At 40.6% G+C, this 15,332-nt stretch carries 14 protein-coding genes; 8 read left to right on the top strand and 6 right to left on the bottom strand.

Annotation, left to right across the window (positions count from 1 at the left end):
* Position 1 precedes the first annotated feature (1 nt).
* Genes K1M91_RS00070 through K1M91_RS00060 form a run of 3 tightly spaced genes read right to left on the bottom strand, consistent with a single transcriptional unit; the run spans position 2 to position 3,349 of the window.
* Positions 2-1,756: an ABC transporter transmembrane domain-containing protein gene (locus K1M91_RS00070; protein ID WP_232799518.1), complete on the bottom strand. Its 1,755-nt coding sequence runs from the start codon at positions 1,754-1,756 to the stop codon at positions 2-4.
* Positions 1,756-2,433 (bottom strand): acyltransferase, encoded by a 678-nt coding sequence (locus K1M91_RS00065; RefSeq protein WP_232799517.1) that lies wholly within the window; start codon positions 2,431-2,433, stop codon positions 1,756-1,758. Before K1M91_RS00065 ends, K1M91_RS00070 begins: the two co-directional genes overlap by 1 nt.
* 1 nt (position 2,434) lies before the next feature.
* The gene (locus K1M91_RS00060; protein WP_232799516.1) at positions 2,435-3,349 is read right to left on the bottom strand and encodes a glycosyltransferase; all 915 of its coding nucleotides are present in this window, start codon (positions 3,347-3,349) and stop codon (positions 2,435-2,437) included.
* Between the two features lie 427 nt (positions 3,350-3,776).
* Between K1M91_RS00060 and K1M91_RS00055 the strand changes: the two genes are divergently transcribed.
* Positions 3,777-5,993 (top strand): winged helix-turn-helix domain-containing protein, encoded by a 2,217-nt coding sequence (locus K1M91_RS00055; protein ID WP_232799515.1) that lies wholly within the window; start codon positions 3,777-3,779, stop codon positions 5,991-5,993.
* Between the two features lie 108 nt (positions 5,994-6,101).
* Here K1M91_RS00055 and K1M91_RS00050 read toward each other — a convergent pair whose 3' ends face one another.
* Positions 6,102-7,601, bottom strand: a complete 1,500-nt coding sequence (locus K1M91_RS00050) for a GAF domain-containing hybrid sensor histidine kinase/response regulator (RefSeq protein WP_232799514.1) — start codon at positions 7,599-7,601, stop codon at positions 6,102-6,104.
* A 1,288-nt stretch (positions 7,602-8,889) separates the two neighbouring features.
* On the opposite strand from K1M91_RS00050, the gene K1M91_RS00045 reads away from it, so the two are divergent.
* Both K1M91_RS00045 and K1M91_RS00040 read left to right on the top strand, forming a co-directional pair.
* On the top strand, positions 8,890-10,098 hold the full coding sequence (locus tag K1M91_RS00045) for a site-specific integrase (protein WP_232799513.1): 1,209 nt from the start codon (positions 8,890-8,892) through the stop codon (positions 10,096-10,098).
* A gap of 63 nt (positions 10,099-10,161) precedes the next feature.
* Positions 10,162-10,440 (top strand): DUF3634 family protein, encoded by a 279-nt coding sequence (locus K1M91_RS00040; RefSeq protein WP_232799512.1) that lies wholly within the window; start codon positions 10,162-10,164, stop codon positions 10,438-10,440.
* A gap of 64 nt (positions 10,441-10,504) precedes the next feature.
* On the opposite strand, the gene K1M91_RS00035 is transcribed toward K1M91_RS00040, so the two are convergent.
* Entirely contained in the window at positions 10,505-11,338 is an 834-nt protein-coding gene (locus K1M91_RS00035; RefSeq protein WP_232799511.1) for a S1-like domain-containing RNA-binding protein, read from the bottom strand.
* A gap of 141 nt (positions 11,339-11,479) precedes the next feature.
* Between K1M91_RS00035 and bluB the strand changes: the two genes are divergently transcribed.
* The 4 genes from bluB to K1M91_RS00015 all read left to right on the top strand — a co-directional run bounded on the left by bluB (position 11,480) and on the right by K1M91_RS00015 (position 13,925).
* The gene (gene bluB / locus K1M91_RS00030; RefSeq protein WP_232799510.1) at positions 11,480-12,214 is read left to right on the top strand and encodes a 5,6-dimethylbenzimidazole synthase; all 735 of its coding nucleotides are present in this window, start codon (positions 11,480-11,482) and stop codon (positions 12,212-12,214) included.
* Between the two features lie 62 nt (positions 12,215-12,276).
* Positions 12,277-12,858 carry a thymidine kinase gene (locus K1M91_RS00025; RefSeq protein WP_232799509.1) on the top strand — a complete coding sequence of 194 codons (582 nt, stop codon included), beginning with the start codon at positions 12,277-12,279 and terminating at the stop codon, positions 12,856-12,858.
* Positions 12,859-12,915: 57 nt separating this feature from the next.
* Positions 12,916-13,455, top strand: a complete 540-nt coding sequence (locus tag K1M91_RS00020; RefSeq protein ID WP_232799508.1) for an alkylphosphonate utilization protein — start codon at positions 12,916-12,918, stop codon at positions 13,453-13,455.
* 191 nt (positions 13,456-13,646) lie between these two features.
* The gene (locus K1M91_RS00015; protein ID WP_232799507.1) at positions 13,647-13,925 is read left to right on the top strand and encodes a peptidylprolyl isomerase; all 279 of its coding nucleotides are present in this window, start codon (positions 13,647-13,649) and stop codon (positions 13,923-13,925) included.
* Between the two features lie 77 nt (positions 13,926-14,002).
* On the opposite strand, the gene K1M91_RS00010 is transcribed toward K1M91_RS00015, so the two are convergent.
* Entirely contained in the window at positions 14,003-14,245 is a 243-nt protein-coding gene (locus K1M91_RS00010) for a hypothetical protein (protein ID WP_232799506.1), read from the bottom strand.
* A gap of 611 nt (positions 14,246-14,856) precedes the next feature.
* Here K1M91_RS00010 and K1M91_RS00005 point away from each other — a divergent pair.
* Positions 14,857-15,332: pentapeptide repeat-containing protein (locus tag K1M91_RS00005; RefSeq protein WP_232799755.1), on the top strand; the 476-nt coding region annotated here is incomplete at its 3' end.

The following is a 15,332-nucleotide window of genomic DNA, read 5'->3' as shown; positions in this document are numbered from 1 at the left end:
ATTAATGACTCCCTTCAGTCGAACGACCATGTTGATATTGTTGCTGATACCAGCTATCTCGAGTGAGTAATTCTGAATGGGGTAGATATAAGGGTTGGTGCTCTGGGCGCAATAATAACACCCTGTCAGCCTGACTGAGTAAGTCAAACCGGCTAGATGCTAAAATGACAGTCTTGGTGCCCGCCATCCAGCATTTAAGATTGAACAGAAGTTGGCTACAGGTGGCGTTATCGAGGGCTGATAAGCTGTCGTCTAACAGTAAAATGTCTGCTTGAGTCAGTAATGCTCTAGCAATGGCGAGCCGTTGCTTTTGTCCCCCTGATAATTGACTGCCATTCTCGCCTACTTGCGTATCATAACCCAACGGAAAAGTGTCGATATCTTTACTTAGGCAAGCTAAATTAGCAGCAAACTTGATTCGTTTAAGGCTGGCATCGGGGTCACCAAGAGCAATGTTTTCCCGAATAGTTCCTGTAAACAAGGCGCAATCTTGTGGCACGTAAGCAATATTGGTATCTGGGTGCAATGAACGCTGCACGGATTCAATCGTGCTTGAGCCTAACAGCAAGCGTAGCAAACTGGACTTGCCGCACGCAACAGGGCCAACAATTGCTTGAATTTGGCCACGCTGCGCCGAAAAGTGCACGTCTTTAAATAAAAGCGCAGCTTGGTCGGGTTCATCAAAAGAATCTTCATTGGCAACTTGATGATTATGATGAGAAAAGTAATCAACATCTAATTTTATCAAGGTTGTCTGTTTAGTGGGCACCGTTGGCGCTTGGTGTGCATAACCTAACTGATCGTCGTTAAGCACTTGCTCGATACGCTTCATTGATACACTGGCCATGGTTAAGGTACTAAACAAAAAGCCAAAGGCATTCATTGGCCATATTAAATAGCCCAAATAAAGATTGAAGGCAAGTAGCTCACCCAAGGTAATCTGCTGCTGCGCCACTAAAAGGCTGCCGACACTTAGGGTAAGAAAGAAACTTCCCGCAGCGACCATGGCCGTTGTCGGCTCGTATTTAGCTTCAACGCGGGCTTGTTCAATATTAGCTTGGGTTAACTGCGCTAACTGATGATCAAATTGCTGCTGTGAAACACCTTGGCAAGCATGGCCTTTGATAACACTAATGCCATTAACGGTTTGCTGTACTTGTTGATAGAACAGACTGAGTTGATGCTGTGATTGTTGGATCCGTGATTGCATTTGTTGGCCGTAGCGTTTGATCGAGAGCGCAAGGATAGGCAAGGGTAGCAATACCACTAAGGTCAGCAGCCAGCTTATTTGTGTTGCCAGCACAACTAATACTAGGCTTGACATAACAAAGGCATCAACAAAGAATATAACCCCATTGCCAACCCCTTGACTTACCGCGTTAACATCTGAGTTAAGGTGATTAAGTAATTTTGCACTTGAATGACGCTGGAAAAATGGGCCAGGCATACGACAACAATGGCTGTAAAGCTGCACCATTAAGTTGCGCTCTAACTCTAGCGCACTGCCAAACAAATAATAGCGCCAGAAAAAACGCAACAGATAAGTACTAATGGCTAAGGCGACTAGCTGCAATACTGTTGGCCAAAGGTTTAGCAGGTCAAAGCTTTGCGCTTTAGCCAGTTGATCAACAAGACTGGCAATTAATAACGGCGGGATTAAGCTGCATACTGACGCAGCCACTATCGCCATAAAAATCAATAAATAACGCCATTTGTGTAGCCTAATAAACCAGCCTATTTGATTGATAAATTCCATCACGATGCGGCCTTAATGTAATCAGGACTGATATGTTTAACAATGTTGGCAGGGTTACCTAACGCAATCGCGTTCTCAGGAATAGATTGATAGACCACGCTACCAGCACCGATGATTGCATTCGCACCTATGGTAACGCCCTTTAAAATCATCACGTTAGCACCAATCCAAACGTTATCACCTATGTTTACTGCTTTTGGACTAAGCTTAGCTACCTCACCGGCTTGACCGCGGCCTGTGAGGGTATGGCCACTGCAATCCATCACTGTGACCATTGGACCAAACACGACGTTATTGCCAATTGTGACATTGTCATAAGCAACAATTGCCGTGCCTTGCAGCTGCACATTATTACCAATTTTTATTGTGCCACTGGCGCCTTGGTTACACTTTACAACCGTAAGCTTAACCGCTTGGCTGTGAAAGGCCGGAGTGCAGCTAGACTCAAGATAACAATGATTACCTATCTCGATTGCCTCATAAAAGTCAGCTAAATTTATTGGGTTGTCAGGCAACCCTTCATCGGTGATTTGGCTAAAGGCAATACGCGGGATACCAGAAATATAACCGAGCTGCCCGAGTTTTATCTTAGCTTGACGAAATTTATTCAAGAGTAAATCAATGTTCTCACTCATCTGATCGGGACGAGAAACAAAGTGGTACTGATAATTAGCCATATTAACCTACCAACTCCAGTTGTGAGCGGCCACCAAAACGCGCAATCACTTCATTTAATGACATATTGGGCTCACCATAGAGATCGCCGTAAAAGCTGGTTTCCCATAGTTGGTATTTTTTATGTAAATCTTGTGCAATATGAACACCTTGCTCATTTTTGTTATCTTCACCTTCTTCTGGGTGAGGCCAATGAAACGAACAAATATCACGATCTAAATAAAACTGACTGCCGGCTTTAAATAAACGAATGCCAAGGTCGACATCTTCCCCGCCCCATGAGGTAAAACTTTCATCAAAGCCACCCACTTGAATAAATAATTTGCGCTCAACAGAGACATGGCAGGTCCAAAAAATATCAAAAGCGGCCGGCCAGCGGCTTAAATCAGAGCCCATTAATTGGTATTGCGGCTCTCTTTGATCAAGGGCTGAAATATCTTTAAGATAGGCCAAGCTTGCATCGGCATTATCACTACTCATCATAGGGATCACTGGCTCTACGTCATTACCACGTAAGCCAAAGGCATAAACATAACCAATAATATTGATAGGAGTAGGGGATGACTGATGGGTTGCTAAATGATGAGCAAGCGCATGGCTGGCAAGGACAACACTAGTATCGATAAAAACTAAGTAATCGCCCTCGGCAATAGCAGCGCCAATGTTGCGTGCTTTACCAGCACGGAACCCTTTATCTTGTTGATGAAAATATTTAATATCTAGAACCGATGAAAAATCATGACATACTGCTTCACTGTGATCCACTGAACCATCGTCAACCACAATAACTTCGAAAAATTCAGTCGAAAGCGATTGGTACTGCAAAGAAATAAGTGTGTGCCTTAACAGCTCTGCTCGGTTGTAAGTAGGAATAATGACACTGAGCTGTTTTCGTTGGTGAACATTTTGAGCCGACATATTTTTATACCTTAAGTCTACTCATCCTTGGTTACGGTTAACTTTTGAATCCGTTAAAAGTTAAATTGATATGTTTACGTGGTAAACGAGAGGCATAATATTGAGTAAAATGTTATAAATCTTAACAGAAACATAAGCGTTATCTGAATGATTTATAAATATTAAAAACAATAGCTTAAAGGTAATGATCAGAAGGAACTGAGAAATCCATTAGGTGTTTTTTATCTAACTAGGACATAATGAACTTAATTGTAAAAAAAAAGTAAAGCTCGCCGTTGAGAGGAGCTAATTAACAATGTCTGACTTTAAAATATCACAACACTAACGTACAAATGCCATGGAGTGGAGCAAGGCGAAAAAGTGAGTAGGGATTTTCTCAGTAGTTAACGCAGCTAACTGAAATTGGTTAGCGGTGTAAAGGATGGTTATGCAATACAAGGTAGGCGACTGGGTAGTTGTTGCCAGCGAAAATAAAATTATCAATCAACAACAGCAAAAAACAATTGAACCTAAAGTGATGGCATTGTTACTCTATTTCTGCCAGCGACCCGGACAGGTTATCAGCACTGACGAATTACTTGAACAAGTTTGGCAAAATCGAATTGTTACAGACTCTTCTATCTATCAAACCATTGCTCAGCTAAGAAAAGCCTTATCTGATAAGGCCAGTGATCCTCGCTACATTAGTACAGTGCCGAAAAAAGGCTACAAATTTATTGCCAAGGTTAACCAATATGTGGAAAAAGTAGCACAGCATGTTAATGAAACAAGTCCTTGCGATACTCCTTTAGTAAAATGTGAGGCTACTGAGACAGAGCCTAACGAAAAAAGCGACCACATTAAATGCACATTATTAAATGACTGGAAAAGTTTACTGGTTGTCGTTTCGCTATCTGCTATATGTTTGTTTATTATTAATTTTTTCTATCATAGCAGTACTGTTTCGAAGCCCCATACAATAGCAATATTACCTTTTACTAATAATATTGCACTCCAAGGACAGCGCGGTTTAGCTGAGGCTAGCGCCTGGAATTTAAGTTACTTGTTAACCCGCTCTACAAACCTACGTATCGTGTCGCACACCTCAACAGCAGCACTTGCGAAAAAAGATCTGTCGGCAACCGAAATAGCTGAAAAGCTTGCAGCAGATTACCTGATAGAGGGCCAGGTTGATGGCCTTTATTCAGGTAAATACCACATAGAAATATCATTAATTAGAGGTAGAGATGGGATTCAAATATGGTCCGGTGGGAGCGACGTATCACGAGAGCAGCTGGAGCAAGTTCAGCTGTCATTGTTGAGAGAAATGTTTACACAATTAAACAATGAAGAGATCATCGTCAAAAGTGCCGAAGATTTATACCAAAAAGCCCAAAGCTTAGCACGAAGGCACTCTCCAGAAGCAGTCGCGAAAGCCATTGATCTTTTATTACTAGCCATCACTATTGACGACCAACATAGTCGTGCGTACTCGGCTCTATCTGCTCTTTATCTCGAAAGATACATTGGTGAAGACGATGATCCAATGTGGTTAAAGTTAGCAAAAAAACACTTGTATCGATCTTTAAGCCTGACCCCAGAGCTGGCTGATTCATTATTAGGGCTGAGTGAAATTCAGTTTTATGCCCATGACTACGCAGAAGCCAGGCGCAGCGCAAAGACAGTATTAAGCAGCGATCAAACAAACTTAGCCGCTCACTTAATGGTAATAAAAACTTATTTAGCAGAGTATGAAATAAATCAGGCTAAACAAGCGTTACTTAATGCACAGCAAAAAACAGTAAAAAGCAATGAATTGATATTTTTAAAGGCAATCATAGGTTTACAAAATGGCCAGTTGAAAAAAAATATCGAGATTATTAATTCACTATTAAGCGAACCCATGCCTTACTATTATTCACAACAAGCCATTGCTACTGCAACAGCAGTTGGGCAGAGTGAGATCGCTTACCACTGGGGTAAAAAAAGACTAGAAATAACACCAAATCAACGTCAAATTTGGGTTTATCAGAGTATAAACTTAGCTAATCTTGGTCTGTTTAATGAGGCGAAGGCAGCACTGAAAAAACTCGATGGCAGGCCCATTATGCAAACATTTTCAGCTTATGAAGCCGTGTACTTAACCCAAGGTCAACAACAACACTTACTTACATTAGTACAAGACTATCTACAAAAACATTCCGATCAAAAAGCAACTCCTGCCATACAAGCCATATATGGTGTAGCTGCTATGTATGCAGGTAATTATAAGTTAGCAATAAAAAATCTTAGTTCTGCGTTGAATACAGCTAGCCATTCATATGATCAACTTTTGCTAAGCAGTGCTTTTTATTACGGGAGTCTTGCATATAGCTTAGAGCAAGAAAATCGTCCGGTTGAGGCAGCGCAAATAAGGCAACAAGGCCTAGAGCAAGTAGCGCATCTCAATAATAACGGGGTAAAACTTTCTCATCTTAATGTGTATCGGGCACGATTATACAGCGCAAACGACCACAATATGGCTTTACGATCCCTTAGAAAAGCTGTTGATAACGGTTATAGTAAAGGCAAGTTTTTGCAACACGATGTTGTGTTTTCTTCATTACATAAAAATGCACAGTTTACGACGCTAGTAGCACAAGCAGAGGCAAATAAAGCTCATTAGGTGACAAGGTATCAATCCGCCTAACACTGTGCATTTGAATAGGTGAAAAAGGAGTTCGTTTGGTTACCGATTGCCATGTATGTAACTCTTAGCACTAAACTGGGCTAACTAGCTCATTAGCGCTTTGTGCAAATGATCAATTTGAATTGGCTTTGTTAAAAAGTCATTGAATAAGGCTTTATCATCATGACTTCGGAAAACATCAGCCGTCAAAGCAATTATTTTTCCTTTGAAATTTAGGGCTTTAAGTTCAATGGTTGCTTGAATTCCATCAATGCCAGGTAAGTTTATATCCATTAAAATAACATCGAAATTCGTGTGTTTGGCCGCTAAAATAGCCGCCTCACCAGTGTCAACAACCGTGCTACGGATCTGTAATTTATCCAGAATAGCAACTAAGACCATTTGATTTACTTTATTGTCTTCAACTACCAAAATATGCTCAACAGTGCGGCTAGTGAGTTGATGGTCATTCAGCGGTTCAAAATGCTCATCCTTGAGGGGCACAATAGGGATAGTAATATCGACTTGTGTGCCGTGGCCAATTTCACTATGAAGATAAATATGCCCTCCCATAAGATCGATTAAACTCTTGCAAATATAAAGCCCAAGACCTGTTCCTTCTTGAGCTGCATGGCCAACTTGCATGTATCGATTGAATAAAAGGCTCTGCTGTTCGCTTGAAATACCAATACCTTGATCAATAACACTCAGGTGTAAGGTGTTATTTTTATAAAAATATCTTATATGTACCTGTTTACGCACAGGTGTAAATTTAATCGCATTATTAACTATGTTACTTAATACCTGAGAAAACTTAGTCCGGTCAAGACTGGCTAGAGTAGGGCAATGAGATGACTCATCAAGATAAATGGTTACGCCTTTTCTATGGGCAAAAGGTTTTAGTGAAGCGATGGTGCTATGTATCGCTTCTGAGATATTGGTTGCTGCGCACTCAAGCTCCATCTTACCGGCTTCAATCTTGCCGATATCTAACACGGAGTTAACAATACCAAGTAACTGCTCGCCACTTAAGGAAATTTGATCGATGTAACCGAGCAGCTCACTATTTAGATTTTTCACTGAGTCACTTTTTAACAATAAATCAGACAATCCAATAATAGCATTGAGCGGCGTTCGTATTTCATGTGAAATATTTGATAAAAATTGTGTTTTGAAATTATTCGCAAGTGCGAGCTTTTTATTTTGAATACGTAACTCAAGTTGTGAAATTACCTCACGAGCTAATATTGTTAGCGCTTTTTTCTGGTGGTGGGATAATGTTTTTGGTTGATCACTGATCACACATAAGGTGCCAATATTATGTCCGCTTGGTGTTTTCAGAGGCATACCTGCATAAAAGCGGATCTCAGGTCCGCCTGTGACTAGCGGGTTATCAAAAAAGCGTTCGTCTTGTAACGAGTTTGATACTTCAAATACATCGTCTTGTAAAATAGCATGGGCGCAAAAAGCAATGTCTCGGCTAGTTTCATTTGCAGTTAAGCCAACTTTAGACTTGAACCATTGCCGTTTGGGATCCACTAAACTTATTAATGAAATCGGGGTTTCGCAAATCTCCGAAGCTAACTCAGTTAAATCATCAAACACTCGCTCAGCCTCTGTGTCCAAAATGTCATATTCATACAAGGCGGTAACACGTTCAATTTCATTAATGGGCTGGTCAGCTGATTTCATAATGGCTCCGACAATAGAGTTCACAGCCAATGGGAGCTTGTGCTGGGATCAGATAATAAAATACATGGAATATTATAGTATTGATTAGTTTAGTATTTATTAAACCGTTGTCCATTGCCAACAGATAATCATCAAAACAAAACGTTAGCCAAAGGGCAATACAGATATACAAATATGCGCAGAGACTAAGATATTGTAAACGAGTGATTTATATGAGGTTAAGGTATGGTGATATGCCAATATTTACCACCTATTTAACATAATATACATAATGCGCAGTTAGATATGTGCGGGGTTTTGGGTCGATAATCACAGTAGCTCAGACAGTTTATGCCATGAGTGCTCTACCAGTGTTAAATCTCTAACTAGCGTTTAACCGATCGCATTGGTGTTATCGTCGTGGTTTGAGTTGTAAATGTCTTGCTCATTTATTTCAACACTCTTGTCATTGCTGTGACAATGCTCCACAACAAGATGAATTCGTGTGAAACCTAAGGCTTAAATACTTCATGCTCAAATACATCGCCAAGAACATTAACATTCGTGACAATAATTTTAATAATGAAATGCACGCCGTCACAAATGTTAGGTGTGCCTTAATATTTTTGTTAGCTAACGTGCTTTGTGGATGACGCGTTGAACTTTCCAATCTGTATTATAAATAGCTGCGGCAACATGCATCTAGCTGATGTCAGAACATCATCTGTTTAATTCTCAATAGCAACTCTCAATCACAAGCTAACGTGCAGTTATGGTTAAAGTTCGTGAGATTAGGTATCTAGCAAGTAAACATTGCATTTAGTTATCGCGATTGTCTTTTCTAGATGTGAGTATTCACCTTAAATCTTAATTAAATTTCACATAGAAACGCGAAAAAATACAGATCACATTAACTCCTATAAATTGGCTTAATAATAATCATATAGAGCAAATAACACCCACAAACAAAGCGATTGCATCGATTTTGTTGGGAGCCCGTTAGTTTAATGTGATTTCCATTGCCTGTGGTATCGCTTAATGACGACAAAGAGCAGTAATACTGTCTATTAACATAATAATCTACTGCCAACCTTGTGGATACAAGCCGAGATTAGACGTAGAAATCGTATAAAGTCATTATTTTACGTGAATGTACTTTTAACTGTATTTATATACAGTTAAAATGATCCGTATAACGCTAATTATACGGATCATTTATTTGATGGAAATACAGCACCAATTTATACCTTTGTTCCCCCACGCCGAAGATCTTGATAGCGGCCTTGCGGATGTCAACACATTAGTGACTCAGTTAGATAGACAGATTGAGGATGCCAGTTATTCATATCACTTAGCTTTTGAATATTTAGCCGAGAATCGCTACAGCCCAAACAACTTCAAATCAATTCGCAGTGAGCTCAACCTGCTGTTTAATTGGATCTGGTTCGTTCAGAAAATCAGTTTGAAACAAGTTGACCGAATCATGATGCGAAAATTCATCGACTTTTGTAATGATCCCCCAGAAGAGTTAGTGGCTCCAACTTCTTACCCTTATTTTATTACCGATAAAAACACAGATCTCGTGCAGGTTAACCCTAAGTGGCGCCCTTTTGTTCTGCGCGGTGCTGGCGGCTATATTCGTAAAACTGCCACCCTTAAAGCACAACTTTCATTACTAAGTGGTTTTTTTCTATTTTTAGCAGATGTTGAATACGCAGAAAAAAATCCTGCGGCGGTTTTACTTCGCCGCCTTAATGTAAATAATACCCGCGTTACCGAGTCTGAAGATGGCGACAAAGCATTAAGTGAAGTGCAATGGCAATATGTCACGGCGCAAGTAGATGATTTAGTAGAGGAAGACCCGAACAAACATCAGCGAACGAAGTTGTTGTTTACCCTGCTCTACTATCTTTATCCTCGGGTATCCGAAATTGCTGCCCGTCCCGGTTTTACGCCATTAATGAGCAATTTTAAAAAACACCGCAGTGGCGTTTGGGTATTTAGTATTCCACAAAGTAAAGGAGGAAAAAGTCGTATTATTCCCTGCCCTGAGCCTGTGATGATTGCTTTAAAAGCATATCGTGAATTTCTTGGTTTGAGCCCGTTGCCTTTACCTGATGAAAAAATTCCGTTATTTACGCGTCATCAAGCTGGCACTCATGGCCGAGACGCCGGCGTGCTAGATTCACAATTAGGAATTGAAGCAATTCGCGGCATTGTTAATGATGTGTTTGATAAAACAGCCAATGCAATGGAAGAAGAATGGCCATATGAAGCGCAAGAGTTGCGGGGATTCAGTATCCATTCTTTGCGTCATACTGGTATTTCCCATGCCATTGCACAAAACCAGCCGCTGCAAACAGTAATGAAAAATGCTGGTCATAGTGATTTAGCCACGCTTTCTATTTATACATCAGTGGATCTTCGGTAAATGCTGCTTGTTTCTGGTTACGAGTTTTCTTATCCTAAGTTTACTGAAGTAAAGGGATAAACCATGCTACTTAGGATCACAGCCCCTATTTGGGTTAACGTAAAAAATGGCCAGATAATAATTAAACGCGGTATGTTTCCCGCTTACTTTCAAACAGAAATTGAGCGTATTTTTAGCGGACAAACTCAGATTTCAGGTGACATATTCGCCGTTAAATCAGGCCGTCATTATAAGCTAACCTTCTCAAAAAATATTCCGGAAGGTTACCAACAAAGATGCCGTAACGTTTGGCGCGGCTATGCTCCCATTAAATCGAGCTCAGGCAATTTGAAAAAAGTGTGAGTATAAAAAAGGAGCCATTCGGCTCCTTTTAACTATTTAACTCTTTGTTTTTATTTGATTATACTTAATCAAGTAACTTCATGCCTTCTTTGCTTAGCGCAATTCGCCCTGCTTTAAAAAGCCCACCAATGGCGCGCTTAAATGCATTTTTGCTGACACCAAAATGCTGAGAAATTACTGCAGGATCACTTTTATCACTCAGGGTGCTATTACCGCCGTTGCGTTTTAGGTGCTCGAGTATTGCTTGACTTAATTCATCAACAATTTCATGTGTTGGCGGCTGTAAACTTAAATCGATTCGGCCGTCGCTGCGCACTTGCTTGATGTAAGCGGTGTGCGTTTGGCCAACACGGATAGGTTTAAAAATTTCGTTAGTGTAGATAACGCCCCAAAAAGTACTGTTGATGATGGCCTTGTAACCCAGATCTGTACGCTGCGCGATCAACACTGAAACCGCTTCATTTTTCTTAAATTTCGGTACTTTTTTATCTAAAAAGCGATCCAGTTTTGTCGATGCGGCAAGACGTTGCGTTTTCTCATCACGATAAACATACACCACGTAGTTGCGATTTACTTCCATGGGCACACGTTGCTGATTAAACGGCACTAATAAATCTTTCTCTAAACCCCAATCTAAAAAGGCTCCGGGCTGAGTATTCGCAACCACTTTTAGATAAGCAAACTCACCAGCACAAGCGAAAGGCTTTTGTGTTGTGGCAATCACCATGTCTTCAGAATCAGTATAAAGAAACACGTCAATGACATCGCCAACACTGACATCAGCGGGGGCAAATTTACTTGGCAAAAGCACTTCACCCAGATCACCTGCGTCTAAATAAATCCCAAATGGAACCATTTTTACTATCTGTAATGAATTGAAAATACCTGTCTGTGCCATGCTCTGTACTCGTTTGCAATAATCGACGCATTATATCGTTATCCATTTAAAAATGCGCACTTTTGTAGGGTAAAATTGCTCATTCAATGGTAACTGCACAATGAACCTAATAATCATTGGTAAGAAATAAGGACTTCACACTTGAAAAATGACAACGGCCCCTTTGCAGCTGAGCATAAATCAGGCGTTTACAAAGCCATCTTCAACCGCCGCGATGTACGGGGACAATTTTTACCTACTGCCATTCCCGATGAAATATTCAGTCGAGTGTTGTACGCCGCCCATCACGCGCCATCGGTTGGCTTTATGCAGCCATGGGATTTTTTAGTCATTCAATCTCAAACCGTGAAACAACAAATCCATGCTGAGTTTGTAAAAGCAAATCAACATGCTGAGTCATTATTTGAAGGAAAGAAACGCGAACTTTATCCCGCATTAAAGCTTCAAGGCATTTTAGAAGCACCGATTAATTTGTGCATTACGTGTGATCGCGAGCGCGGCGGCCCAGTGGTATTAGGCAAAACAGCCATTCCCACCATGGACTTATATAGTACGGTATGCGCGGTACAAAATTTTTGGTTAGCGGCGCGAGCAGAAGGTTTAGGTGTTGGTTGGGTCAGTATAATTGATGAACAAGCAATGAAAGATATTCTTGGGCTTCCTGAGCACGTGGTGCCAATCGCTTATTTATGTGTTGGCTATGTGAGTGAGTTTTTCGAACAACCCGAGCTACAAAGCAAAGGCTGGGCGAATCGATTGCCCCTCGAAGAATTAGTCTCTTTTGATCGCTTTGGCCAGAAAAAATCAGCAGCGGAATCAAATTTGATTAACCAAATTGAGCACGACGGTAAAGTTTATCCCTATTCCCTGCCCTGAATCAGTTTTTCCAACAGCCTATTCACGGTAGAATACGCGCTTTTTAAACTGACGGTAGCATTATGGCGCAGTTGTATTTTTATTATTCCACCATGAACGCGGGTAAATCGACTTCTTTATTACAGTCGGCATACAACTATTATGAACGGGGTTTAAACAGCCAGATTTTTACCGCCGCCATTGATGACAGAGACCAAGTGGGTAAAGTTAGTTCGCGTATTGGTTTAAGTCAAACCGCTCATATTTTTGATAATACGACGGATATTTTTCAACAAGTGAGCGCTCTGCATCAGACTAGAAAAATTGACTGTTTATTGGTTGATGAAAGCCAATTCTTGTCAAAAGCGCAGGTAAAACAATTAACGCAAGTGGTTGATGAATTAAAAATTCCAACCTTGTGTTATGGCTTGCGTACCGATTTTGTCGGTGAGTTATTTGCAGGTAGCCACTATCTATTGGCATGGGCAGATAAACTGATAGAGCTAAAAACGATTTGCCATTGTGGCCGTAAAGCAAATATGGTGATACGGGTGAATGATGAAGGTGAAGTGCTTACCCAAGGCGAACAAATTCAAATAGGCGGTAATGATAAGTACATTTCGGTGTGCCGCAAACATTACAACCAACAGCAATACCAAAAATAAAATAATATTTACTCAGTCAGTGATGCTGACTTTTATGACCAGTAAGGATCAATATTTATGAATACTCAATGTGATTTATGTGCCTCTGAAACTGATTTAGCCGTTTATGAAGTAACACCGGCCAGCAACTTAGGTGAGCGCAACATTACATTATGTAGCCACTGTTTAAGCCAAGTAGACCAAGGTGAAATTACTGATGCCAACCATTGGCGCTGCCTAAATGACAGTATGTGGAGTCAAGTTCCAGCGGTACAAGTTATGGCATGGCGTCAACTTAAGCGCTTAAGCAGCGAAACAGATTGGGCCCGTGACATGCTAGACATGCTGTACCTAGAAGATGACGTACTTGAGTGGGCTAAGTCGGGCATGCCAGATGAGAATTTAAAACCGACTCTCGACAGTAATGGTGCGGTGCTACAAGCTGGTGATACGGTCACTTTAATCAAAGACTTAGAAGTAAAAGGTGCAAACTTTACGGCTAAACGTGGCACCGCGGTACGCGGCATCTCTTTAACTGATAATCCTGAGCATATTGAAGGCCGAGTAAATGGCACTCGTATTGTAATCCTAACCTGTTTTTGTAAAAAGTCTAACTAACAGCTAGGTAGCGCATCTCAGTTCAACTCCTTGCAGGGCGCGTTAATCCGCGCCTTATTTATGCTCTACGGTTGAATATGTTTATTTGAACCGAGTTAAGCTTAAGGCAGAAACTCGTCTTGCTGGGGTGGTAATTCACCGAGCATCAGGTAAACTTTTATTGTTATTAATCAAACATAAGAGAATTATATATGGCACTCGCATCAGCAAGACACATCCTAGTAGAAACAGAGCAACAATGTAACGAGCTTAAAGCTCAAATTGAAAATGGCGCAGATTTTGCTGATTTGGCCAAGCAATTTTCATCTTGCCCTTCTGGCGCGCAAGGTGGTGAATTAGGTGAATTTGGCCCAGGTATGATGGTTCCAGAGTTTGATAAAGTGGTGTTTAGTGCGCCAGTAAATACGGTACAAGGCCCTGTTCGTACCGATTTTGGTTATCATCTACTTGAAGTAACTAGCCGTAGCTAATAGTTTTACTATTTACTTAAATAAAACCACGCTCCAAATGGTGCAATGCACGGTTTGGAGCGTTTTTGATCCAGCCATTAATGAATAACAAAATGTTCTTGGTCTATCTCTCCGTAACATTGCCCGTTACGAAAAGTTTTTCGATTAAAGTAACAGCTTAAACAACACATCGTTTGGTCTTGTTGCGGTGTAGAGGTGCATATTTGCAGCACCTTCACTGACGAATGAGGGATGACATAGGTTTGCAGCCACCCTCGCTTCGTTTGTTTTTGTGTGTGTAGCATAATTAAGGCATCGGAAAGCTTATGTGTTGTTCGCATGTTACTGCTCCTAAAGAGTGATCCTAAACAAGTCGGCCATTTACTAAAACAAGCCACTTGTCACCTCGGCAGAAATAAGCCGTAACATTCAAAATAGACCAGCTTAAGCAAGCTGCAATGCTCGGAATTAATCAGCGGCTAGACGCCCCCGCAAAACCCTCGCAACCATTTGTTTTCATTAATAAGTCACAAGGGTAAAATTTTTGTGACAATTTACTGCAACAGGAAAACAGCAGGGTTTGGTTGGTTGCAAAAAGTCTGTCACTTTCCCTCTGTGAGGAAGTTTATCCGAGGGGACGACTAACTCGCTTCTGCCCCATAACAACTTACATTTACAAATGTGAACGTAAATCGTCCAGTAAATTTTATATTCCATAAATTATATAACCCTCTTTGATTTTTCCGGCTCTACGCGGCCATATCCGGCGTGTAATTTTCCCCTAGCCTGCCGCTTAGGCTGATTTCATTTCCCTTGCCTTATAGGGCCTGTTTGATGCCTTATTTTGGCTATTTTAGTGGCGTGTAACTATTTGTTATTATGTGGGTTTACTTTATTGCCAATATGGCTGCATATGTTAGTCTTAATCTTACTTAATCAAGAGGTTACAACATTGAATTATTCTCATAAAACGTATGATCAAATTGATTTTTCAGGCCAAGACTTGAGCTCTCACCATTTTTCTCACTGTAAATTTTTTGGTTGTAATTTTAATCGAGCGAATTTACGTGATGCTAAATTCATTAGTTGTACATTTATTGAGCCGAATGATTTTGAAGGATGTAACTTTATCTATGCAGACCTACGAGATGCTTCATTTATGAATAGCATGCTTTCAATGGCGAATTTCCAAGGGGCAAACTGTTTTGGTCTTGAATTGAGAGACTGTGATCTAAAAGGTGCTAATTTCTCACAGGCAAACTTTGTCAATCATGTTTCTAACAAAATGTATTTTTGTTCTGCTTATATTACGGGTTGTAATTTGTCTTATGCTAATTTTGATAAGCAATGCCTAGGGTCTGTTGATCTTTGCTGTATAGATTTTGTTCAGCAGTACATAGGCAGCCACATTATAGCAAACGCCAGTGA

Origin of the sequence: Motilimonas sp. E26 (assembly GCF_021278025.1) — a bacterium.
Taxonomy (GTDB): Bacteria; Pseudomonadota; Gammaproteobacteria; order Enterobacterales; family CBDFNC01; genus Motilimonas.
Note: the sequence above shows the minus strand (reverse complement) of the source record. Positions and strands in the feature narration are given on the sequence as shown.

Excerpts from the sequence above, each read along its gene's own strand:
- K1M91_RS00070 (WP_232799518.1), bottom strand. The coding sequence starts at position 1,756 with ATGGAATTTATCAATCAAATAGGCTGGTTTATTAGGCTACACAAATGG.
- K1M91_RS00065 (WP_232799517.1), bottom strand. The coding sequence starts at position 2,433 with ATGGCTAATTATCAGTACCACTTTGTTTCTCGTCCCGATCAGATGAGT.
- K1M91_RS00060 (WP_232799516.1), bottom strand. The coding sequence starts at position 3,349 with ATGTCGGCTCAAAATGTTCACCAACGAAAACAGCTCAGTGTCATTATT.
- K1M91_RS00055 (WP_232799515.1), top strand. The coding sequence starts at position 3,777 with ATGCAATACAAGGTAGGCGACTGGGTAGTTGTTGCCAGCGAAAATAAA.
- K1M91_RS00045 (WP_232799513.1), top strand. The coding sequence starts at position 8,890 with ATGGAAATACAGCACCAATTTATACCTTTGTTCCCCCACGCCGAAGAT.
- K1M91_RS00040 (WP_232799512.1), top strand. The coding sequence starts at position 10,162 with ATGCTACTTAGGATCACAGCCCCTATTTGGGTTAACGTAAAAAATGGC.
- K1M91_RS00035 (WP_232799511.1), bottom strand. The coding sequence starts at position 11,338 with ATGGCACAGACAGGTATTTTCAATTCATTACAGATAGTAAAAATGGTT.
- K1M91_RS00025 (WP_232799509.1), top strand. The coding sequence starts at position 12,277 with ATGGCGCAGTTGTATTTTTATTATTCCACCATGAACGCGGGTAAATCG.
- K1M91_RS00020 (WP_232799508.1), top strand. The coding sequence starts at position 12,916 with ATGAATACTCAATGTGATTTATGTGCCTCTGAAACTGATTTAGCCGTT.
- K1M91_RS00015 (WP_232799507.1), top strand. The coding sequence starts at position 13,647 with ATGGCACTCGCATCAGCAAGACACATCCTAGTAGAAACAGAGCAACAA.
- K1M91_RS00010 (WP_232799506.1), bottom strand. The coding sequence starts at position 14,245 with ATGCGAACAACACATAAGCTTTCCGATGCCTTAATTATGCTACACACA.